21 protein-coding genes are annotated in these 20,701 nt (G+C 65.8%); 18 read left to right on the top strand and 3 right to left on the bottom strand.

Going from position 1 to position 20,701, the window contains the following annotated elements; translation table 11 throughout:
- Nucleotides 1–5 precede the first annotated feature (5 nt).
- Nucleotides 6–899, bottom strand: a complete 894-nt coding sequence (locus AC1VTH_RS00355; RefSeq protein WP_481334053.1) for a patatin-like phospholipase family protein — start codon at nt 897–899, stop codon at nt 6–8.
- A gap of 350 nt (nt 900–1,249) precedes the next feature.
- Between AC1VTH_RS00355 and AC1VTH_RS00350 the strand changes: the two genes are divergently transcribed.
- The 4 genes from AC1VTH_RS00350 to AC1VTH_RS00335 all read left to right on the top strand — a co-directional run bounded on the left by AC1VTH_RS00350 (nt 1,250) and on the right by AC1VTH_RS00335 (nt 6,117).
- Nucleotides 1,250–2,008: an NAD-dependent protein deacylase gene (locus AC1VTH_RS00350; protein WP_481334051.1), complete on the top strand. Its 759-nt coding sequence runs from the start codon at nt 1,250–1,252 to the stop codon at nt 2,006–2,008.
- Nucleotides 2,009–2,250: 242 nt separating this feature from the next.
- On the top strand, nt 2,251–3,753 hold the full coding sequence (locus AC1VTH_RS00345) for an LPXTG cell wall anchor domain-containing protein (protein ID WP_481334050.1): 1,503 nt from the start codon (nt 2,251–2,253) through the stop codon (nt 3,751–3,753).
- Between the two features lie 175 nt (nt 3,754–3,928).
- Nucleotides 3,929–5,500, top strand: coding sequence for a dihydropteroate synthase (gene folP / locus AC1VTH_RS00340; RefSeq protein ID WP_481334049.1), 1,572 nt, complete (start codon nt 3,929–3,931; stop codon nt 5,498–5,500).
- Nucleotides 5,491–6,117, top strand: coding sequence for a hypothetical protein (locus tag AC1VTH_RS00335; RefSeq protein WP_481334047.1), 627 nt, complete (start codon nt 5,491–5,493; stop codon nt 6,115–6,117). The genes folP and AC1VTH_RS00335 overlap by 10 nt, the downstream gene beginning before the upstream one ends.
- Nucleotides 6,118–6,239: 122 nt before the next feature.
- On the opposite strand, the gene AC1VTH_RS00330 is transcribed toward AC1VTH_RS00335, so the two are convergent.
- Complete coding sequence (locus AC1VTH_RS00330) at nt 6,240–7,025, bottom strand: type III pantothenate kinase (protein WP_481334046.1); 786 nt, start codon at nt 7,023–7,025, stop codon at nt 6,240–6,242.
- Nucleotides 7,026–7,229: 204 nt separating this feature from the next.
- Here AC1VTH_RS00330 and rpmE point away from each other — a divergent pair, with 204 nt between their 5' ends.
- Nucleotides 7,230–7,658 (top strand): 50S ribosomal protein L31, encoded by a 429-nt coding sequence (rpmE, locus tag AC1VTH_RS00325; protein ID WP_481334044.1) that lies wholly within the window; start codon nt 7,230–7,232, stop codon nt 7,656–7,658.
- A 112-nt stretch (nt 7,659–7,770) separates the two neighbouring features.
- On the opposite strand, the gene AC1VTH_RS00320 is transcribed toward rpmE, so the two are convergent.
- Nucleotides 7,771–8,616, bottom strand: coding sequence for a SurA N-terminal domain-containing protein (locus AC1VTH_RS00320; protein ID WP_481334042.1), 846 nt, complete (start codon nt 8,614–8,616; stop codon nt 7,771–7,773).
- 413 nt (nt 8,617–9,029) lie between these two features.
- Between AC1VTH_RS00320 and prfA the strand changes: the two genes are divergently transcribed.
- The 13 genes from prfA to AC1VTH_RS00255 form a co-directional block, all read left to right on the top strand.
- Nucleotides 9,030–10,097, top strand: a complete 1,068-nt coding sequence (gene prfA, locus AC1VTH_RS00315) for a peptide chain release factor 1 (protein ID WP_293673485.1) — start codon at nt 9,030–9,032, stop codon at nt 10,095–10,097.
- A 154-nt stretch (nt 10,098–10,251) separates the two neighbouring features.
- Nucleotides 10,252–11,805, top strand: coding sequence for a peptide chain release factor N(5)-glutamine methyltransferase (gene prmC / locus AC1VTH_RS00310; protein ID WP_481334040.1), 1,554 nt, complete (start codon nt 10,252–10,254; stop codon nt 11,803–11,805).
- A 142-nt stretch (nt 11,806–11,947) separates the two neighbouring features.
- Nucleotides 11,948–13,447 carry a glycerol kinase GlpK gene (gene glpK, locus AC1VTH_RS00305; protein ID WP_481334076.1) on the top strand — a complete coding sequence of 500 codons (1,500 nt, stop codon included), beginning with the start codon at nt 11,948–11,950 and terminating at the stop codon, nt 13,445–13,447.
- A gap of 80 nt (nt 13,448–13,527) precedes the next feature.
- Nucleotides 13,528–13,971, top strand: coding sequence for a ribose 5-phosphate isomerase B (rpiB, locus tag AC1VTH_RS00300; protein ID WP_293673486.1), 444 nt, complete (start codon nt 13,528–13,530; stop codon nt 13,969–13,971).
- 88 nt (nt 13,972–14,059) lie between these two features.
- The gene (gene upp / locus AC1VTH_RS00295) at nt 14,060–14,728 is read left to right on the top strand and encodes a uracil phosphoribosyltransferase (RefSeq protein ID WP_481334038.1); all 669 of its coding nucleotides are present in this window, start codon (nt 14,060–14,062) and stop codon (nt 14,726–14,728) included.
- 2 nt (nt 14,729–14,730) lie between these two features.
- Nucleotides 14,731–15,009 (top strand): hypothetical protein, encoded by a 279-nt coding sequence (locus AC1VTH_RS00290; protein WP_301830514.1) that lies wholly within the window; start codon nt 14,731–14,733, stop codon nt 15,007–15,009.
- Between the two features lie 327 nt (nt 15,010–15,336).
- A complete protein-coding gene (gene atpB / locus AC1VTH_RS00285) occupies nt 15,337–16,140 on the top strand; it encodes a F0F1 ATP synthase subunit A (protein ID WP_293673489.1) in 804 nt (267 codons plus the stop codon).
- Between the two features lie 115 nt (nt 16,141–16,255).
- Nucleotides 16,256–16,447, top strand: a complete 192-nt coding sequence (gene atpE, locus AC1VTH_RS00280; protein ID WP_293673490.1) for an ATP synthase F0 subunit C — start codon at nt 16,256–16,258, stop codon at nt 16,445–16,447.
- Between the two features lie 37 nt (nt 16,448–16,484).
- Complete coding sequence (gene atpF / locus AC1VTH_RS00275; RefSeq protein ID WP_481334036.1) at nt 16,485–17,087, top strand: F0F1 ATP synthase subunit B; 603 nt, start codon at nt 16,485–16,487, stop codon at nt 17,085–17,087.
- Nucleotides 17,071–17,541 (top strand): F0F1 ATP synthase subunit delta, encoded by a 471-nt coding sequence (locus tag AC1VTH_RS00270; protein WP_293673492.1) that lies wholly within the window; start codon nt 17,071–17,073, stop codon nt 17,539–17,541. Before atpF ends, AC1VTH_RS00270 begins: the two co-directional genes overlap by 17 nt.
- Nucleotides 17,541–19,172 (top strand): F0F1 ATP synthase subunit alpha, encoded by a 1,632-nt coding sequence (gene atpA, locus AC1VTH_RS00265; protein WP_293824520.1) that lies wholly within the window; start codon nt 17,541–17,543, stop codon nt 19,170–19,172. Before AC1VTH_RS00270 ends, atpA begins: the two co-directional genes overlap by 1 nt.
- Before the next feature lie 11 nt (nt 19,173–19,183).
- Nucleotides 19,184–20,098, top strand: a complete 915-nt coding sequence (gene atpG / locus AC1VTH_RS00260) for an ATP synthase F1 subunit gamma (protein ID WP_293824521.1) — start codon at nt 19,184–19,186, stop codon at nt 20,096–20,098.
- The coding region (locus AC1VTH_RS00255) for a F0F1 ATP synthase subunit beta (RefSeq protein WP_481334033.1) at nt 20,098–20,701 on the top strand (604 nt) is incomplete at its 3' end. The genes atpG and AC1VTH_RS00255, both read left to right, overlap by 1 nt.

Below are 20,701 nucleotides of genomic sequence, written 5' to 3'. Positions count from 1 at the left end.
TGGGGCTAGCGGGTGAGCCAGTCGATCCAGCGGTCCATCTCGCGCTCAGCCAGGGCGTGGCCGTGGTTAAAGACGGCGCGCAGGTGCTCGACATTGGTCTCGGTGTTCTGAATGGGCATGCTCTCGGGACGGATGACGAGGGCGCGGCCCTGTCGCTCGAGCTCCTCGACATGGTCGAGTGCGGCGTTATAGCGTTCAGCTCGAGTGTCGAGCGCCTCGAACAGGTGGGGCTGGCCGGCACAGAGCCTGCGGAGCAGACCGCGCTGCCCGCGATGCATGGGAGACTTGCGGTAGCCGGCTGGGCGCGTCGTCACAAAGAGAAAGCGCTCGTAGCCGTCTTCCTCGGCCATGTGCAGGGGAATACCCGCGCCCGTGCCCAGGCCGCCGTCGAGCATGACCTGGCCGCCCAAGCTGATGGGGTTCATCACGAACGGCATCGTGGAGCTTGCCCGTACGAGGGCAGCGGTGGTGAGGGGGTCGGTGGTGTCTGCGCGCGTCCAGGTAACGTCGCGGCCGGTGTCGCGCTCAAAGGACTGGATGCGCAGCTTGGTGGGATTTGCCTGGTAGGCTTCCCAATCCATGGGCAAGGTGCCGTCCTCGATGGCCTCGATGTAGAGGAAGTCAGAGTTAAAGAAGCCGTTGTGGCGCACAAACGAGCCAAAGCCGCCAAAGCGCTTGTCGCCCGCGATTTCCACGAAGCAACGGCGCGTGCGGTCGGCGTCGCGCGCGATGTAGTTGATGGCGTTGGATGAGCCTGCAGATAGGCCGCAGACGTAGGGTAGCCACACCTCGTGCTCGATGAGCGAGGCCACGACGCCCGCCGTGTGTGCCGCGCGCATGCCGCCACCCTCGAGAACGAGTGCGACGTCTGGTGCGATGAAGCTGTTTGGCTGCGACATGGTCGTCCTTTCTGGGCGCTGGGCTCGTTGGCGAGGCACCCACAATGCAAGCCATTTTAGCCCCGAAGGCGGGCGCGACCCGTACGGCGTGTGCCTCCGAGGATGTCTCGTGCGGCTATTTCGGAAGAGACCGCGAGTAAAGCCCGTCCGCTCTTCTCGTCCATGAAAAGCTACACTCAGGCGCCGGGGATAGCCTGAAAAGCTGCACATTTCTCTCAGATAGGGTCTGAAAAAGCTGCATTAGTTTGCAAATCCGCAGCTAGATATACTTATGCGAGAAAGGGTTACCTTTGGGATAACATGTCTGTCCGCTAACATGACCTCAGAAGCCCTATGTATACGGAGGAAGTATGAGCAACGCCGTTACCATCACCGACGCGTCCGAGGCGGCCGCCGAGCTGGCGCGCCGCGTCGAGCGCGCGCACTGCATCGTCTTCTTTGGTGGCGCGGGCGTCTCCACCGCAAGCGGCATCCCCGACTTCCGCAGCGTCGACGGGCTCTACCACCAGAAGTTTGACTATCCTCCCGAGACCATGCTCTCCCACGGCTTTTACGAGACTCACCCGGCGGAGTTCTACGAGTTCTATCGTACGAAGATGATTGCGCTCGGCGCCAAGCCCAACCAGGCGCACCTCAAGCTCGCCGAGCTCGAGCGCGAGGGGAAGCTTACTGCTGTGGTGACCCAGAACATCGACGGTCTGCACCAGGCTGCGGGCTCGAAGAACGTGCTCGAGCTGCACGGGTCGGTCCATCGCAACATCTGCCGTCGCTGCGGCGCTACCTATTCCGCCGAGTGGATTATGGCGCGCGAGCATGAGGACGATCGCGGCGTGCCGGTGTGCCCCGAGTGCGGTGGTCCCATCAAGCCCGACGTGGTCCTGTACGGCGAAAGCCTCGACGACCGCGTGGTGCAGGAGTCCGTGCGCGCCATTCGCGAGGCGGACATGCTCATCGTGGGCGGAACGAGCCTCGTGGTCTATCCCGCGGCGGGCCTCGTCGATTACTTCCTTGGCCGGGAGCTCGTGGTTGTGAACCACGATCAAATTCCCGTGAGCTCGCGTGCCAGCGTCATCATCCAGGCCGACATCGCCAAGGCGTTCGACTTCTAGATTGCCTCCGACGGTCGAAGTGATCCTAACTAATTGTATATAAGGTATATTACGGGAAAGTTCTATTATTATGTGGCGTTCTAATTAAATCGGTTGACTTCAATCGACCTAATGACTTCGGGCGTGGCAATGGGTTCGCTTCGCGTGGCGGATGCGCGAGCGTCGAAAGGAGATTCAAATGGAACGTAAGTGTGGAACCCCGTTTAAGCGGGGGGGGGGTCGTAGCAGCGGCCATTCTCAGCATGGTTTGCGCCCTGTTCGTGAGCGCCATCCCGGCGCTGGCTGCCGAGCCGAGCATCACTAACGATCGCACCAAGGCAACCTACACCGACATCGCCGTCGCCACCGAACAGGCGGAGAGTGGCGACACCCTTATGCTCGGTGAGGGCAACTACACCCTCTACGGGAAGAGCTCCGAGGGCCTCACCAAGGGCAAGGACCTTACCTTTGTGGGCTTGGGCGCGGACAAGACCGCATGGAACATCGGTGCAGAGGTTCCCAACCCCGATAATTTTGGCACCGAGTACAACGGCGATTACTCCTTCGACGGCGCCGGCACCGTCACCTTCAAGAACATGACGATGCGTTCCGGCAGTGCCGACTACCTTGGCTTCATTCGCGCCAACAAGACCGTGCTTGACGACTGCGTCGTTAACGGCAAGACGTTCTACTGGGGCTACGAGTCCGCCGAGTTCAACAATACGACGTTCAATGCCCCGAAGGGCGACTACGCCATCTGGACGTACAGCTCGCCAACCATGACGTTTGATGGCTGCACTTTTAACGCCAGCGGCAAGGTCATTAATGTCTTCACCGATTACAGCGCCGGCAAGCATGACATTATCGTCAACGTGAACAACTGCACGTTCAACTCGACCTCGGGCTGGCTCGACAAGCAGGCGATGAACATCAACGACTCGGACATGGGGTCGTACAAGTACGTCCTCAACATCACCAACAGCACCGCCACCGCGCACCGTGACAACACCACCTGCTCGCAGCTCTTTGGCTTTGGTGGCAAGGCAAGCACCAACAGCACCGGCCGCACCGACGTCATCATCGACGGCGAGCTCGTTTGGTCCGGCGGCAAGATGCTCACGCACAGCTACACCGACGGCGAGAGCGAGGATAATTACGTCGATCAGGAAGACTACGTCTGGGAGCAGAGGGAGGATGGCTGGTACTGCACCGGCCACGCCAAGTGCGGCTACTGCGGTTGGCCGCTCGAGGAGACCGTAAAGGCAACCTCTGTGGACAAGGCCACCTGCACCGAGAAGGGCGAGAGGGCCTACACCGCCACCTTTACCCATAAGTGCTTTAAGTCCCAGACCAAGACCGAAGTCCTCGATCCGCTCGGCCACGACTGGGGCGAGCCCGAGTACGCCTGGGCCAAGCAGGGCGATGACTGGTATTGCACCGCCAAGCGCGTCTGCAAGCGTGACGCCAGCCACGTGGAGGAGGAGACCGTGAAGGCCTCCTACCAGGTGACCACTCCCGCCACGACCCTGAAGGAGGGCGAGGGCACGTATACCGCCACCTTCGAGAACACGGCCTTCGAGACCCAGACCAGGACCGAGCCCATCGCGAAGCTGTCCGTTATTCCCGGCAAGCCTGTGAGCGGCAAGGGCAATACCGCCCTGCCCCAGACCGGCGATAGTGCCAACGCGGCAATCCTCGCCGTCGCGCTTCTCGGCGTTGTTGCCGTCGCTGGCTCTGTGATTGCTCGCAAGCGAAGCGAGAGGTAGGGAAGCCGCCGGGTTCTTCCCGGAAGATAGCGTTAGATGGGGCGGCCTTTTGGGGCCGCCCTTTTTTGACACGCGTGTCATCCGCGGCCTCGTTCTGTGTTGGCTTTCCGCGCGACGGCGCGAAATCTGCCCGCCCGCTACAATCGAGAGAGCTAATCACGACGGAGAGGTGCCTATGCTTCGAGAAGATCTCATGACCTGGCACTGCGGCAAGCACGCCCTCACGCTCGCGCGCCCGCGCATCATGGGCGTGCTCAACGTAACGCCCGACTCCTTCTCGGATGGCGGTGCTCACGACACCACCGAGGCCGCGATCGAGTGGGGCCTCAAGCTGCTCGATGACGGCGCCGACATCATCGATGTTGGTGGCGAGTCGACGCGCCCCGGCTTTCGCCCGGTCTCGCCCGACGAGGAGGCCCGCCGCGTCATTCCCGTGGTGCGCGCCCTCGTTGACGCCGGTGCCATCGTTTCGATCGACACGCGCCACCCCGAGGTTGCCCGCCTTGTCATAAAGCTTGGCGCCGCCATCGTCAATGACGTCACGGGCTTCACGAACCCCGAGATGGTGCGCGTTGCGGTCGAGAGCGACTGCGGCTGCATCGTCATGCACGCGGGCGAGGTCTCCGAGCGCGTGCCGCGCCGCTCGGTCACGCTCGACTCCTCCGCCGCGGCCCGCGCTGCCGCGGCCCATGCCGACAAGGACGTGGGCGACAAGAACGCTGCCGAGAAGAGCACCCCCACCGAGGTCGAGCGCGCCGACGCCAAGGCCGCCGAGCGCCTCGACGAGGTCATGCGCCGCAGCGCCCGTGGCGTCACGAGCTCAACGGTGACGCTTGCCGGCGGCAACCGCCGCTTCACGCTGCCTGAGTCCGCCCCCATCATGCGCCGCGTCATGGGCTTTTTGGGCGACCAGGCCCGCGAGCTCATGCGTGCTGGCGTTGCCCGCGAGCGCATCTGCATTGACCCGGGCCCCGGCTTTGGCAAGCTCGCCGACGAGGACGTTGTGATCCAGCGCGCCAATGCCAAGATGGTCTCGATGGGCTATCCGGTGCTCTGCGCCGTCTCGCGCAAGCGCTTCGTGGGCGCGGTCTCCGGCGTCACAGACGCCGCCTCGCGCGATGCCGCCACCGCCGGCGTCTGCATCGCCGCCGTCGAGGCCGGCGCCCGCATCCTGCGCGTCCATGACGTGGCCGGCGTCTCCCAGGCGCTCAACTCCTACTGGTCCGTTGCCCACCCCGACCCGCGTCGTGCCTTCGTGGCCCTTGGCTCCAACGTGGGCGACCGCCTCGACTACCTGTGCCGCGCCACCGCGCTCATCAACGCCATCCCGCTCACGTGCGTCACGGGCGTGAGCCGCGCCTACGAGACCGACCCCGCCTACGGCATCGCGATGCCGGTCGCCAACGCGGTGGCAGAGATTCGCACCGAGCTCGCTCCGCTCGTCCTCATCGACGAGCTGCTCGAGATCGAGAAGAAGCTGGGCCGCACGCGCCCTGCCGGTCAGGAGGGGCACGGTCCCCGCACGATCGACCTTGACCTTCTGTGGGTCGAGGGCGAGACGCACGCTGGCCGCAAGCTGGCGCTGCCGCACCCGCGTCTGGGCGAGCGCGACTTTGTGATCGTGCCCATGGAGGACCTCATGCACGACCCGGTGCGCTTCCTCGCGCATGCGGGCGTGAGCGTTCTGCCGCGCGAGCAGCGCGTGGGTCTTGTCCGCGCCGACCTGGGGGAGCTGGCATGGGAGTAACCGAGAACCTTATCGCGCGCGGACGTGCCGGCGAGGCATCTGGCGCCTGCCTGTGCGAGGCCGTCGATGGCGCGCTGCGGCTAGCGGTGCTGCTGCGTCCTGGCGTGCCCATGGGGCACCTCATGGGCCTGCGCCCCGTCTGCGCGCTGGGTGCCCTCGATGCCCTTCGCGAGAAGAGCCCGGCGGCCACGCTCGCGTGGCCGGGCGACGTCGTGCTCGCGGACGGGGACGGCCATGCCACGAGCGAGCTCTGCCGCCTGAACGTTCACGCCGGCACCGGCGAGGCGGGGATGTTTGCCGTCTGCGAGGCAACGTGTGCGGGCCTCCTGTCCGAGAAGGACGCCGAGCCTCTTGCCCGCGCAATCTGCGCGCGCGTCGATGCCTGGGCCGCGGACGTCAGGGCTGGCCGCGGCGCCGCTGGGCCGCTCGCGCCCATCCTCTCCGAGTTCTTTGACAATCTGGCCCTGATGGGGCACGAGACGAGCGTCGTCTATCCCAACGGTCGCGTTGCCGCCGAGGGCACCTTCACGGCGGTCGACGTCTGGGGCCGCGCCACCGTGCACCTGGCCGATGGCCGCGAGCTTGTCATCTCGCCCGAGCAGGCAAGCCTTCGCTAAATGAGACGGAGGGGCAGCCCTCCTGCCTCATCTTCAAGGTCGATGAGAAGGGCGGCAGGGATTCGAACGTCCCTGCCGCCCTCATCATTTCGATGTGCGCCGCCCAGGCGGCGCGTCGGCTGCTACCTTGCCTGCTGCCAGATGCGGCAGATGCCGCGCAGGGTAAGGTCCACGTCGACGGCGTCAAAGACGTCGGTTGCCTGGCCCACCACGCCGCCAAGGCCGCCCGTCGCGATGACGGGGCAGTCGATCTTCTCGGCGTCCTGCTCGCGGGCAAGCTGGGCCTTGATGCGGGCAACAAGGCCCTCGGCCTGCGCCGCCGCGCCAAGCACCAGGCCAGATTGCAAGGCGTGCTCGGTGGTGTCGCCAATGGGCGCGGGCGGCACCTCGATGGGGATGCTCGAAAGCTTTGCGGCCTTCTCGAACAGGGCAGCTGCAGAGAGCATGAGGCCCGGGGCAATGCAGCCGCCACGGTAGGAGCCGCTTGCGTCGACCACGTCGATGTTGGTGGCGGTGCCAAAGTCGACCACGATGGCGGGCGCGCCATAGGTTGCGTGCGCCTCGACGGCGTTGGCGATGCGGTCGGCACCCACCTGCTCGGGGTAGGGCATGTCGATGCGCATGGCGCTCGCCGCCGCCGCGTTCACGACGAAGGGCTCGGAGCCTGTGGCGTCGATGAGCGCGCGGCGCCACATGGCGGTGAGCTGGGGCACCACGCTGGCAACGGCCACGCCCTCGGCATTCTCGAGCGCAATGTCCTCGAGGGCGAGGAAGGAACGCAGCTGGGCGTGCAGCTCGTCTGCCGTGTCGAGGCGGTCGGTCTTGAGCCGCCAGTGACGCTGCACGGCGCCGCTTTCGAACAGGCCAATCGTTGTCTGGCTGTTGCCAACGTCAATCGCAAGGAACATGGCGACTCCCAAGGTGATGAAGGCGTGGAGCCTGACGCGCGTGAGCGGCGGCTTCGCGACTTTTTCGTGACACAGAACTGGTGCCATGCTACCATTCAAAGGCTTGTACGCTCTGGTCGGAAACCAGGGCATCCCGCGTGCACGCACGCGGGAGCATCCAGAGCCTGGTCGGAACCAGGCGCGAAGCAAGAAGGAGTCCTGCTCATGAAGAATGGTATCCACCCCGACTACGTCGAGTGCACCGTCCGCTGCAGCTGCGGCAACACCTGGGTCACCCGCTCGACCGTCCCCTCTCTGACGGTTGACCTGTGCGACAAGTGCCACCCGTTCTACACCGGCCAGCAGAAGCTCGTCGACACCGGTGGACGCGTCCAGCGCTTCGCCGACAAGTTCGGTGGCGCCGCTGCCGCCCAGCTCGAGAAGGCCGCTGCCGCCAAGGCCGCCCGCGAGGCCAAGGCCGCCGAGGCCGCCGCTGCCAAGAAGGCCGAGCGCGAGGCCAAGGCTGCCGAGAAGGCCAAGCGTGCCGCCGAGTACGAGAAGAAGGCCGCTGCCGAGGCTGCCAAGGCTGCCGCTGAGGCTCCTGCCGAGGAGGCCGCCGAGGCTCCCGCCGAGACCGAGGCCGCTGCCGAGTAGCATTCGCTCTCATAGGCAAGAACGAGGGCCCGCGTTGCACCTGCAGCGCGGGCCCTTTTTCTGTTCGGGGCGACCATCCCACTGGCGGCCGCCCCCATGTCGTCCGTGTTGGCTAGACAAGCTCGAGGTGCGGGTGGCCGCTCGCCTGATCGTCGTCCCCGCCCGCGCCCTCGCCCTTCTCGCCCGCCGCCATCGCGTCGAGCTGGGCGCGCATCTGGGCCACGCGCTGTGCCGCCTGCTCGGCCGTCTCGTGCTCCATCGTGTACTTGGCGTCGCGCGCCACGGCGGCAACGGCCTTGCGACGGCGGCAGAAGGCCATCATCTCGTCGAAGTCGTGGTGCTCCTTGGCGTCCTCGATCATGGACTGGGCGTCCTTGGGCGAGACGCCCAGCAGCTCGGGTACCTCGGTCTCGTCAACGAAGATGGCGTACTCGTCGACGATGGCGTCGAGCGCGGCGTCCTGGGCGGCAAGGCCCTCTGCCTCGTGCGTCATGGCGTGCTCGAACTCGTCGGGGGTCATGCCCATGGACGCGATGGCCTGCTCGGGGGAGAGGCCGGCGTCGTGCGCCTGCATGGCAATGCCCTGGTAGAGGGTGTCGAGCGAGCGCTGCACGGCCTCGGCCGGAATGCTCTGCTCAAGGCGCCCGGCGAGCTTCTCGGCGCACAGGCCGGTCTTGGTCGACTCGACGTACTGGTCGTTGATGGCCTCGAGCTCCTCGCGCACCGCCTGCCTGAGCTCGTCAAAGTTGGAGATGCCCGTGATGTTCTCGGCAATCCAGGCGTCGCTGGGGACGTCAGCGCTGTTCCAGCCGTGCTGGGCGATGAGCGAGCCCATGGCGATGCCCACCTCGTCGTCGGAGAGGTGCGGAATCGTGAGCGTGACCTCGACGGGGTCGTACGAGCTCAGCGTGTAGACGTAGTGGCCGTTGACGAAGAGCGGCTCGGGCTTGTTGGGCATGTGTCCTCCTGTGGGCGCGGTTTCGTGCGTCTCAATCGTAGTTGGTAGGTTACCCATTTGATGCGGTTGAGAGCTCGGCGGCGCGGCCTGACTCGCTGATGGCCTGCCGGCCGCCAGGCGCTGTGGCACGCTCTTGACTTGCCCTCGTGCCCCACGGCACGTCTGCCGCCCACCAGAACGCTCTCGCTCGTGTCGCTCTCGCGAAGGCGAGGGGTGCGGGTGGCCGCCCCAACCATCTCGGGGTATGATACGAGCAATTGTGCGAAAGGGGATTCATGTACCTGAGGTGTGACAAGCTCTAGCTACCTTGTCCAAGACGGCGCCGGCCTTGTGCCCGCCGCCCCTCAATCGTGTCGAATCGCCCTTTGGCCGGCGTGGCGCCCTGCCCCGGCCAGCTATCCCAAGGAGTTCCCATGCGCGACAAGCTCGAGAAGCTCATTGCCGTCTACGAGGAGCTTGAGAAGAAGCTCTCCGACCCGGCCGTCCTCGCCGACCAGAAGGAGTACGCGCGCCTTGCCAAGGAGCACGCCTCCCAGACCGACCTCGTGACCGCCGCCCGCCAGTACCTCGGTGCCCTCGACGACATCGAGGCGGCCAAGGAGATGCTGCACGAAGCCACCGACGCCGATGAGAAGGCCATGCTGCAGGAGGACATCGCCGCCAACGAGGAGAAGCTCCCCCAGCTCGAGGAAGACATCAAGTTCATGCTCATCCCTGGCGATCCCAACGACGAGAAGGACACCATCGTCGAGATTCGCGCCGGCGTGGGCGGCGACGAGGCCGGCATCTTCGCGGGCGACCTGTTCAAGATGTATGAGCGCTTCATTGCCCAGAAGGGCTGGAAGTCCGAGGTCCTGTCCTCGAGCCCGTCCGACGCCGGCGGCTTCAAGACCATCGAGTTCAAGGTCACGGGCGACAAGGTCTACTCGGTCATGAAGTACGAGAGCGGCGTCCACCGCGTCCAGCGCATTCCCAAGACCGAGAGCCAGGGCCGCATCCAGACCTCCACGGCCACCGTCGCCGTGCTGCCCGAGGCCGACGAGATCGACATCCAGATCGACCCCACCGAGCTGCGCATCGACACCTACTGCGCCTCCGGCCCTGGTGGCCAGTGCGTCAACACGACCTACTCGGCCGTGCGTATCACGCACCTGCCCACCAACACGGTCGTGCAGTCGCAGGACCAGCGCTCCCAGATTCAGAACCGCGAGGTCTGCATGCAGATGCTGCGCGCCCGCCTCTACGAGGCCGAGCTCGAGCGTCAGCAGGCCGAGCTGGGTGCCGAGCGCCAGAGCCAGATCGGACACGGCAACCGTTCCGAGAAGATTCGCACCTACAACCAGCCGCAGGACCGCGTGACCGACCACCGCATCGGCTTCAACAGCACCTACAACGCGGTGCTGCTTGGCGACGGCCTCTCCAACGTCATCGAGGCCCTCGCCGCGGCCGACCGTGCCGAGAAGCTCGCTCAGCAGGTGTAGCCCCGCGGCGCCACCGCACCCGCAAGCCAACCATGACGTGCGTCGAGCGCGCCTAATTATCGGCCCCAGGCATGATAGTTAGGCGCGTTTCGCACACGTAGTACCTTCGCGCGCTCGCCGCGCCTGCAACGTCAATGCCAACCCGGGAGTTCCCATGGCACAGGACAACGTCTGGACCATCAACCGCTGCCTCACCTGGACGCGTGACTACCTCACACGCAAGGGAGACGAGCACGCGCGCCTCTCGGCCGAGTGGCTGCTCTGCGCCGCCACGGGCAAGGACCGCACGGGCCTCTACATGGCTTTTGACGAGCCCCTCTCGCTCGAGGAGCTCTCGCTCATGCACGGCTTCATCGAGCGTCGTGCGGCGGGCGAGCCGCTTCAGTACATCACGGGCAAGACGAGCTTCCGCTTTGTTGAGGTTGCCTGCGCCCCCGGCGTGCTCATCCCGCGCCCCGAAACCGAGCTTCTGGTCGATGCGGCCCTCGAGGGCATCGACGCCGCCCGCGCGCTTAACCCCGTGCGCGTGCTCGAGATTGGCTGCGGCACCGGCTGCGTGAGCTGCGCCATCGCCAGTGAGCGCCCCGGCACCCAGGTGGTCGCCACCGACATCTCGCCCATGTCAGCGGCCCTCGCGCGCAAGAACCGCGACGCCCTGGGCCTTGCCAGCTCCATCGACATCGTCGAGTGCGACCTTGCCGCCGGCGTGTCGCCCGAGCTCATGGGCACCTTCGCCGTGCTCGTCTCGAACCCGCCCTATATACCCGACGACGTGATGCGCATCCTTCCCGACGAGGTTGCCAAGTTCGAGCCATCGCTCGCGCTTGCGGGTGGCGCCGACGGCCTCGACATCTATCGCCGCCTGCTCGAGCTTGCGCCCATGGCGCTCGTGCCCGGCGGCCTCATGGCCGTCGAGCTGCACGAGGACTGCCTCGATGCCGCCGCTGCCCTCGCGCGCGAGCAGGGCGTGTGGGCAAGCGTCGAGATCCGTCGCGACCTCACGGGTCGCACGCGCTTCATCGTCGCGCGCCTCGCGGGCGAGCTGCCCGCCGTGGCACCCAAGCACCAGGCCGCCGGCCGCATCGTCGAGTGCAGCCAGGACGGCCCCGCGCCCGAGGTCGTGGCAGACGCCGCCGCCGTGCTGCGCGAGGGCGGTGTCGTCGTGATGCCCACCGACTCCGTCTATGGCATTGGTGCCGCGGCCACGCCCAACAACCCCGGCCATCGCCGCATCTTCGACATCAAGCGCCGCGACCTCTCCCAGACGCTGCCGCTGCTTGTGAGCGATGCCTCCGAACTCGACCGCCTGGCCCGTGACGTGCCGGCGTGGGCCCACGCCCTCGCAGACCGCCTGTGGCCTGGTGCCCTTACCCTTGTGCTCCGTGCGAGCGATGACGTGCCGGCAGACTACCAGCGCAATGGCACCGTTGCCCTGCGCGTTCCCAACTCGAACCTCGTGCGCGCCCTTGCTCGCGAGGTGGGGCCGCTTGCGGTGACGAGTGCCAACACCCATGGCATGCCCGCACCCGCCACCTCGGACGACATCGAGCGCCGCATCGCCGAGGCCTCCGACCTCACGCTTGCCGCCGGCCCCACGCCCGACGGCGCCTCCTCGACCATCGTCGACGCCACCGACGCCGAGCCGCGCATCATTCGCGAGGGGCCTATCCCCGCCGAGCTCGTCGCTCGCATCGTCGCCTCCGCATAGGGGCCTGCGGCGCCCGGGCCGTCCACCGACAGCATCGTCGTCACGCGTCCGCACCTTCCTACACTGGTTGCAATCAACTGATGGGAGGCTTGCGATGGCAACGATCATGGACAGCGTCATAGATTCGGCCTACGACGACGCGATGGGCGTGCAGGCGGCGCCCGAGGGTTGCATCATGGCGCTCGACGCGGGTACCACGAGCGTGCGCGCCATTCTCTTTGACGAGTATGGCCGCAAGGTCGCCGTGGCACAGCGTCCGCTCACGATGCATTACCCTCACCCCGGCTGGGTCGAGCAGGACCCGGTCGAGATTCTCTCGGCCCAAGTTGCCTGCATGATCGAGGCGCAGTTCAAGAGCGGTATCCACTCAGACCGCATCCATGCCATTGGCATCACCAACCAGCGCGAGACGGTCGTCGTGTGGGACCGCCAGACCGGCCAGCCCATCTACGACGCCATCGTCTGGCAGTGCCGCCGCACGCAGGGCCGCATCGAGAAGATCGTGGAGGAGGGCTACGGCGACCTCATCAGCGAGCGCACCGGCCTCGTTCCCGACCCGTACTTCTCGGCATCGAAGATCGCCTGGATCCTCGACAACGTCGAGGGCGCGCGCGAGCTCGCCGAAGCGGGCGGCCTCATGTGCGGCACCGTCGATACCTGGCTCATCTACAACCTCACGCGCGGCCGCGTCCACGCCACCGACTACACCAACGCCAGCCGCACGATGCTCTTCGACATCCATCGCCTCGACTGGGACGACGACCTCTGCAAGATCTTTGGCGTGCCCCGCTCGATGCTGCCTGAGCCACGTCCCTCGTCGGGCAGCTTTGGCGAGGTCAGTGCCGACATCATGCGCCATCACCCGCGCATCCTGGGCGTTGCCGGAGACCAGCAGGCCTCGCTGTTTGGTCACTGCTGCTTTGACCCCGGCGGTGTCAAGAACACCTACGGCACTGGCTGCTTCATGCTCATGAATCTCGGAAGCAGGGCTGTGACCTCGCAAAACGGTCTGGTCACCACGATCGGCATCGCCGAGGGCGGGCGGGTCGACTACGCGCTTGAGGGCTCGGTCTTCCAGGCCGGCTCGGTCATCCAGTGGCTGCGCGACGGCCTGGGCCTCATCGAGCATGCCGGCGACACGGCCGCCATCGCCTCGTCGGTGCCAGACGCGGGCGGTTGCTACGCGGTGCCGGCCTTCACGGGTCTCGGCGCGCCCTGGTGGCGCCCCGCCGCCCGCGGCCTCATCGCGGGCATCACCCGTGGCACCGACCGGGCCCGTCTCGTGCGCGCTGCCTGCGAGTCCATGGCCTACCAGACCTACGACATCCTCAAGGCCATGGAGGCGGACTCGGGGCACGCCCTCTCCGCGCTCGCCGTCGACGGGGGAGCGGCCAACAACGACTTCATCATGCAGTTCCAGGCAGACCTTCTCGGCATCGACGTCGTGCGGGCTGGCTGTGCGGAGACCACCGCGCTGGGCGCGGCATTCCTCGCGGGCCTTGCCTGCGGCTTCTGGGCAGACCGGGAGGAGCTCGCGAGCCTCGCAGAGGGGCAGCGTGCCTATGCGCCCGCCATGCCCGCCGAGCGTGCCGCCGAGCTCCTCGAGGGCTGGCACGAGGCCGTTCGCCGCACGATAAGCTAGGGACATTGTGCGACCCGCCGCGCATCCGCCGCGCGTGGTACGCTTCTGACGTCACATTCATGCGTAACAAAGGAGCTTTCATGCGCATCGTCGTTGCTTCCGACCACGCCGGCTTCTGCCAGAAGGACGTCATCTGCGACTTCGTCCGTGGCCTTGGCCATGAGGTCGAGGACCTGGGCCCCGAGACTGCCGACCGCGTCGACTACCCCGACTTCGCCGACAAGGTCGCCCGTCGCGTCTCCGAGGGCACGGCCGATCGCGGCATCCTGATCTGCGGCACGGGCATCGGCATGGCCATGACCGCCGACAAGGTCCCGGGCGTGCGCGCCACCGTTGTCCAGACCAACAAGTTCGCCGAGCTGTGCCGCGAGCACAATGACTGCAACGTCATCTGCCTCTCGGGCCGCTTCACCGCCCCGATGGACAACTGCGAATTCGTGAAGACCTTCCTCACCACCGAGTTCGGCGGCGGACGCCACACGGGCCGCGTCGCCAAGATCATGGCCGAGGACGAGCGCAAGTAGCGCCAGCTGCCAGGAACGGCCGCGCCCCGAGCGCGACATGCGCGTGGCCGTCGCTCAAGCGGCGGCCGCCCTCATAAAGGAGCACAACGTGGAGAACACAGACAGACTCAACCTCACGCCGGAGCAGTCGGCCCGTCTCACGGTCGTCGACCACCCGCTCGTGCAGCACAAGCTCTCGATCCTGCGAGACGAGCAGACCGGCACCAAGCAGTTCCGCGACATCGTGCGCGAGCTTGCCATGTTCGAGGGCTACGAGGCCACGCGCGACTTCGCGCTCGAGTCCGTCGAGGTCACCACGCCGCTCGAGACCTGCGTCTGCCAGCACCTCGCTGGCAAGAAGGTCGCCATCGTGCCCATCCTGCGCGCCGGCCTCGGCATGGTCGACGGCATTCTCGACCTCATCCCGGCCGCCCGTGTGGGCCACGTCGGCATGGAGCGCGACCCCGAGACGCACGTCCCGCGCGAGTACTACTGCAAGCTCCCCAGCGACGTCGAGAGCCGCACCTGCCTGATCGTCGACCCGATGCTCGCCACCGGCGGCTCGGCTACCGCGGCCATCGAGTACCTCCGCCGCGCGGGCGTGAACAACATCCGCCTGCTCGTGCTCGTCGCCGCCCCCGAGGGCGTGCGCGCCGTGCTCGACTTCGACCCCGACGTGCGGCTCTACACCTGCGCCGTCGACCGCGAGCTCAACGACCACGCCTACATCCTGCCCGGTCTGGGTGACGCCGGCGACCGCATCTTCGGAACGCTCTAGTCGTGGCCGCACAGATTCTCGCGGGCGTTGTCCTAGGCCTGGCCGGGGCGGCGCCCTTCGCCGTTGTGCTCACGCGCTCGGCTGCGCGGGGCAGCAAGGGCCCCGGCGTCAAGAGCGGGCTTGCGTGCGTCATCGTCTCCTCCGCCATCATCTTGGTGGGGGCGGCCCTCGCGAGGCGCGCCAACCCGGCGGCCTTTGTGCCCGTAGCGGTCTCGGCGGCGCTCGCACTTCTCGCCGGCGTCACGGTAGCCGCTCTCGTCACCTGGCGCAGGCTCCCCTAAGAGGCGAACGGCCCCGTTCATCCAGAAATCCATGAGCGCGAGAAAAAATTCGGCGAGCGTAACAAGCGCGGTAGCTCGAACTTTACAGCTTATGGAAATAACAAGCTCAGACCCCGCAAAAAATAGTGTTACCACCCGAATGCGGAAGTGCTAGTATGCCCATTCGGATTTAGAAGGAGGAGCGTGCGACGCGAGTCCGTCGTACGGTCTTCGCTGGGAAATACTATCCCGTACAAGGGGTAAAATCCCAGACACCGTACGGGCGCAGACAGCCCGCGGGAAAGCGAGCGGCTAGGTGCCGCTGCGGGGCAAGCGAAAGGACGATGCATGTCTCCACTAGACAAGCTTCCCGAGGAGATCGACTCTCTTCTCGATAGCTTCATGTCCCACGCCATCGTGGGCGATACCACGGTGGGTCTCACCACCTACATCTTTTGGCTTGCCATCGCGCTTGCCCTGATGCTCGTGGTCCTGTTCGTGTTCAAGAAGAAGCAGGCCGAGAGCCTCGTGCCCAAGGGCTTATTCGTCAACGGCGTCGAGTATGTCGTTGAGTTCGTGCGCGACGACATGGTCAAGTCGATCGTTGGCGAGCAGACCTGGAAGAAGCACTTCCCCTTCCTGGCTGCCCTGTTCTTCTTCATCTGCGCCAACTCGATCATCGGCGTCATCCCCGGCTGCCACCCCGGCACCGGCACGATTGGCGTCACGGCGGCGCTGGCCCTGTGCTCGTTCGTCTACTTCATCGTGGTGGGCTGCAAGCGCCTGGGCGTCATCGGCTACATCAAGAGCCTCGCGCCCGAGGGCGTGGCCTTCCCGATCAACATCCTCGTGTGGGTCATCGAGCTCTTCTCGACGTTCCTGCGTCTGATCACCCTGGCCGTCCGACTCTTCTGCAACATGTTCGCCGGCCATGTGGTCATGGGCGCCTTCGCCATCCTGGCCTCGCTCTTCTTTGAGCCGCTGCTGCAGGGCTTCTCTCTGATGGCCCTGGGCCAGGCGGGCGCCTCGGTGTTCTGGGTTGCCATCCTGATCATCATCTACCTGGTCGAGATCATGGTCGGCATCATCCAGGCCTACGTCTTCACGCTGCTGTCCGCCGTCTACATCCAGCTCGCCGAGCAGGGCGACTAGCAGCCTCGCGGCATCGCCGCACATCATTGGCAACTCGCGGGCCCGTCCCGCAGCGCATAGACAACGCTCACGAATCGCCCGGGATAAGCATTGGGCGACTAACAAAGGAGGAATCGTGGGAGCTATCGGTTATGGTCTTGGTGTTATCGGTGCTGGCATTGGCATTGGTCTTGCCGCCTACGGCGCCACGTCGGCCATCGCGCGCCAGCCTGAGATGCAGAGCCGCCTGTTCACGGTCTTCATCCTGGGCTCCGCCTTCGTCGAGGCCCTCGCACTCATCGGCTTCGTCGTTACGCTGATCTCCTAAGGTTTGCGAACGTCGAAAACGATCAGTGGAGGCACGAATGAACAGCAACACTAAGAGGCTTGGGCTCGCCGCAGGCATCGCTGCCCTTGGCACCCTTGTCCCGACGCCGGCACTCGCCGAGGCGCCAAGCGGTGCGGACCTTCTGCTTCCGAAGATGGCGGAGTTCATCCCCGCCCTCATTGCCTTCCTCGTCATCTGGGTCGTCCTCGCTAAGCTCGCTTGGCCCTCGATCCTGGGCATGATGGAGAAGCGTCAGCAGAAGATCCAGGAGGATCTCGACGCGGCCGCCAACGAGAAGCTCGCCGCCGAGAAGGAGCACCGCGAGTACCAGCAGCAGGTCGCCGAGGGGCGCCGCGAGGCCGACGAGATCATCGTCAAGGCCAAGCGTGAGGCCGAGGCCGAGCGCTCGCGCATCCTTGCCAAGGCCCAGGAGGACGCCGCCGCCACCGTCGCCAAGGCGCACGATGCCGTGGCCTCCGAGCGCCGCAAGGCCATGATCGAGCTCTCGAGCTCCGTCGTCGACCTGTCCGTCGAGATCGCCAGCAAGATCATTGGCAACGACCTCAGCGAGCAGGACCAGCGCAAGCTGGCCGAGAAGTACCTCGCGGAAGTGGGCACCGGTCATGACAACGAAGCGTAGCGATCAGGAGAAGTCCGAGAAGTACGCTCGCGCCCTCATCGATGCCGCGCGTCAGGAGGGCAGGGCCAACAAGGACCTGGTCCAGTGGAACCACGCCCTCAAGTTCTCGCCCGAGGTTCTCGAGACCCTCGCCGCCATGCGCAGCGAGGATGACCTCAGCCTCGTTGGCGACGTCGCCCGCACGTACAAGGACATTCTCGACAGCGAGGACAAGACCGTCTCCGTTACGGTGACGACTGCCGTCCCGCTGGATGACGACCTTCGCCAGAAGGTCATTGCCAAGGCCGAGAAGGACATGAACGCCCCGGTTTACCTGGTTGAGCGCGTTGACCCGTCGATCATCGGCGGCGTCGTACTCGAGGCTCGTGGCAACCGCTACGATGCCTCCGTGCGCGCCCAGCTTGCGAACATCCGCAAGACGTTGTCCTCGACCTTCATGGGAAGTGAGGATTAATGGCAGACAAGATCAGCTCCGACGTGATTATGCGCACGCTGCGCGAGCAGCTGTCGCAGATCAACGCCACGGTTGATGAGCAGGAAGCGTCTGTCGTCACCGAGGTGGGAGACGGCATCGCGCACATCTCCGGCCTCAAGAGCGCCATGGCTGGCGAGCTGCTGCAGTTCACCAGCTCCGTGTCGGGCAAGAGCGTCTTTGGCCTGGCCCAGAACCTCGACGAGTCCGAGGTCGGCGCCGTTCTGTTCGGTGACGTCGATGCCATCAAGGAGGGCGACGAGGTCCGCACCACGGGCCGCGTCATGGACATCCCCGTGGGCCGCGCCATGCTCGGCCGCGTGGTGAACCCCCTTGGCCAGCCTATCGACGGCCGTGGCCCCATCGACACGACCGATCGCCGCCCCATCGAGTTCAAGGCCCCCGGCATTATGGAGCGCCAGCCGGTCTGCGAGCCTGTCCAGACGGGCCTGCTCGCCGTCGACGCGATGGTGCCCATTGGACGCGGCCAGCGTGAGCTCATCATCGGCGACCGCAAGACCGGCAAGACGGCCATCGCCATCGACGCCATCGTCAACCAGGCCAAGACCGACATGGTCTGCGTCTACGTTGCCATTGGCCAGAAGGCTTCCACCGTCGCCGCCATCAAGGGCACGCTGAAGGCCCACGGCGTCCTCGACAAGACGGTCATCGTTGCCGCCACCGCCGCCGACTCCGCGCCCATGCAGTACATCGCCCCCATGGCCGGCGCTGCCATCGGTGAGTACTTCATGTACAACGACGCCAACGGCAACCCCGCCGATGCCACGCACCCCGGCGGCCACGCTCTCGTCATCTATGACGACCTGTCCAAGCAGGCAGTGGCCTACCGTCAGATGTCGCTTACGCTGCACCGTCCGCCCGGACGCGAGGCCTACCCCGGCGACATCTTCTACCTGCACTCTCGTCTGCTCGAGCGTGCCTGCAAGCTCTCCGACGCCAACGGCGGCGGCTCGCTCACGGCGCTCCCGATCATCGAGACGCAGGAGGGCGACGTCTCGGCCTACATTCCCACCAACGTGATTTCCATCACGGACGGTCAGATCTACCTGCAGTCCAACCTGTTCTTCCAGGGCCAGCGCCCTGCTGTCGACGTGGGCATCTCCGTGTCCCGAGTCGGTGGCGACGCTCAGCTCAAGGCCATGAAGCAGGTTGCCGGTACGCTGCGACTCGACCTCGCCAGCTATGCCGAGAAGCAGGCCTTCGCGCAGTTCGGTTCCGACCTTGACGCCTCGACACAGTACCAGCTGTCCCACGGCGCCCGCATGACGGAGCTCCTCAAGCAGCCGCGCTACGCCGCTCTCGACGTTGCCGACCAGATCATCGTGCTGTTCGCCGGCAAGGAGGGCTACCTCGACGACCTCGACGTCGACCAGGTCTGCACCTTCCGCAACGAGCTGGCCACCTACATGCAGGAGCGTCACGAGGCGCTTCGTCGCGAGGTCCGTGGCGGCAAGATCTCTGACAACACCGCTGAGCGCCTGAAGGGTCACATCGCCAGCTTCAAGAAGCAGTTCCTCCTCCAGCACCCGAGGAAGGCAGATCTTGAGGCCGAGGCCGCGCTGACCGCTTCGGACGACCAGGGGAAGGCGTAAGGCATCGGCCCATGTCGAATCTCCGCGAAATTCAGAGGCGCATCTCGTCGGTCAAGGCGACCATGCAGATCACGCGCACCATGGAGATGGTCTCCACGGCGAAGATCCGTCGCGCGCTTGAGCGTGCGGAGGAGGCCGAGCCGTACAAGGACGCCATCAGCCGCATGATGGGTGCCGTCGTGGGCGCAAGCCTCGACGAGCGTCAGCCGCTGCTCGCCAAGCATGCCGAGGAGAAGAGGGTTCTCTTCATCGTCATCGCTTCGGACCGCGGCCTTGCCGGTGGCTTCAACGTGCAGCCCCAGCGCGACGTGCAGCGCAAGATCGACGCGCTCAAGGCGAAGGGCGTGAGCTACGAGGTCATCACCAGTGGCCGCAAGCCCACGGACTTCTTCAAGTACCGCGGCGTCGAGCCGACCATCTCGTTCACCGGGACCTCATCTGAGCCCACGATGGACCAGGCCGACCAGATCGCCACGTACGTGATGGACTCCTACGCCAAGGGCTCCATCGATCGCGTCGAGCTCATCTACTGGCACGCCAAGAACCGCGTCGAGCAGACGCTCGTCAACGAGCAGCTGCTGCCGATCAACCCGGACGCCTTCAAGATGCCCAACGAGCCGCGCAACCCCGAGGCCATGAGCACGCTCGAGCACGACCTGAACAGTCCGTTCGAGTTCGAGCCCTCCGCCTCCGAGGTGCTTGGCTACCTGATCCCGGCCTATGTCCGCACCGTCATCTTCCACGCGATGCTTGACTCTGCGGCGGCCGAGCATGGCGCACGCCGTCGCGCCATGCACTCGGCGACTGAGAACGCCGAGGAAGTCATCACCAACCTGAGCCGCACGTACAACCGCGTGAGGCAGGGCTCCATTACCACGGAGCTCAACGAGATCATCGGCGGCGCGTCCGCATTGGAGGACAACTGATGGCACAAACCACTGAGAAGCGCACGGTGCTTGAGGAGGCCGCCCTCGACTACATGAGGCGCGGCGCCGGCGATGGCACCATCATCCGCATCGTGGGTTCCATCGTCGACGTCAAGTTCGACGACAAGGTCCCCGCGATCTACAACGCACTCGTCGTCAAGGGCGAGACGCCCATTGGCGCAATCAACGTGACCCTCGAGGTCGAGAGCGAGCTGCCGGGCAACGTCGTCCGCTGCGTCGCCATGGAGTCCACGGACGGCCTGCAGCGTGGCCTGCGCGTCCACGACACCGGCGCGCCCATGATGATGCCCGTTGGCGAGGCCACCCTCGGCCGCGTGTGGAACGTCGCCGGCAAGCCGATCGACGGCGCCCCCATCCCCGAGAGCGTCCAGTACTACCCGATCCACCGTCCGGCCCCACAGTTCCAGGACATCACGACCCAGACCGAGATCTTCGAGACCGGCATCAAGGCCATCGACCTTCTCGAGCCCTACGTTCGCGGCGGCAAGACCGGCCTGTTCGGCGGCGCCGGCGTTGGCAAGACGGTCCTGATCCAGGAGCTCATCAACAACCTCGCCCAGGAGCACGGCGGCACCTCGGTGT

The sequence above is a fragment of the Parolsenella sp. genome (assembly GCF_982402205.1).
The sequence above is the reverse complement of the archived record's forward strand: the minus strand, read 5'-3'. Positions and strand labels throughout refer to the sequence as shown.

What these genes read in the sequence shown, in the direction of transcription:
- AC1VTH_RS00355 (WP_481334053.1), bottom strand. Translation starts at nt 899, where the DNA reads ATGTCGCAGCCAAACAGCTTCATCGCACCAGACGTCGCACTCGTTCTC.
- AC1VTH_RS00350 (WP_481334051.1), top strand. Translation starts at nt 1,250, where the DNA reads ATGAGCAACGCCGTTACCATCACCGACGCGTCCGAGGCGGCCGCCGAG.
- AC1VTH_RS00345 (WP_481334050.1), top strand. Translation starts at nt 2,251, where the DNA reads ATGGTTTGCGCCCTGTTCGTGAGCGCCATCCCGGCGCTGGCTGCCGAG.
- folP (WP_481334049.1), top strand. Translation starts at nt 3,929, where the DNA reads ATGCTTCGAGAAGATCTCATGACCTGGCACTGCGGCAAGCACGCCCTC.
- AC1VTH_RS00335 (WP_481334047.1), top strand. Translation starts at nt 5,491, where the DNA reads ATGGGAGTAACCGAGAACCTTATCGCGCGCGGACGTGCCGGCGAGGCA.
- AC1VTH_RS00330 (WP_481334046.1), bottom strand. Translation starts at nt 7,025, where the DNA reads ATGTTCCTTGCGATTGACGTTGGCAACAGCCAGACAACGATTGGCCTG.
- rpmE (WP_481334044.1), top strand. Translation starts at nt 7,230, where the DNA reads ATGAAGAATGGTATCCACCCCGACTACGTCGAGTGCACCGTCCGCTGC.
- AC1VTH_RS00320 (WP_481334042.1), bottom strand. Translation starts at nt 8,616, where the DNA reads ATGCCCAACAAGCCCGAGCCGCTCTTCGTCAACGGCCACTACGTCTAC.
- prfA (WP_293673485.1), top strand. Translation starts at nt 9,030, where the DNA reads ATGCGCGACAAGCTCGAGAAGCTCATTGCCGTCTACGAGGAGCTTGAG.
- prmC (WP_481334040.1), top strand. Translation starts at nt 10,252, where the DNA reads ATGGCACAGGACAACGTCTGGACCATCAACCGCTGCCTCACCTGGACG.
- glpK (WP_481334076.1), top strand. Translation starts at nt 11,948, where the DNA reads ATGGGCGTGCAGGCGGCGCCCGAGGGTTGCATCATGGCGCTCGACGCG.
- rpiB (WP_293673486.1), top strand. Translation starts at nt 13,528, where the DNA reads ATGCGCATCGTCGTTGCTTCCGACCACGCCGGCTTCTGCCAGAAGGAC.
- atpB (WP_293673489.1), top strand. Translation starts at nt 15,337, where the DNA reads ATGTCTCCACTAGACAAGCTTCCCGAGGAGATCGACTCTCTTCTCGAT.
- atpF (WP_481334036.1), top strand. Translation starts at nt 16,485, where the DNA reads ATGAACAGCAACACTAAGAGGCTTGGGCTCGCCGCAGGCATCGCTGCC.
- AC1VTH_RS00270 (WP_293673492.1), top strand. Translation starts at nt 17,071, where the DNA reads ATGACAACGAAGCGTAGCGATCAGGAGAAGTCCGAGAAGTACGCTCGC.
- atpA (WP_293824520.1), top strand. Translation starts at nt 17,541, where the DNA reads ATGGCAGACAAGATCAGCTCCGACGTGATTATGCGCACGCTGCGCGAG.
- atpG (WP_293824521.1), top strand. Translation starts at nt 19,184, where the DNA reads ATGTCGAATCTCCGCGAAATTCAGAGGCGCATCTCGTCGGTCAAGGCG.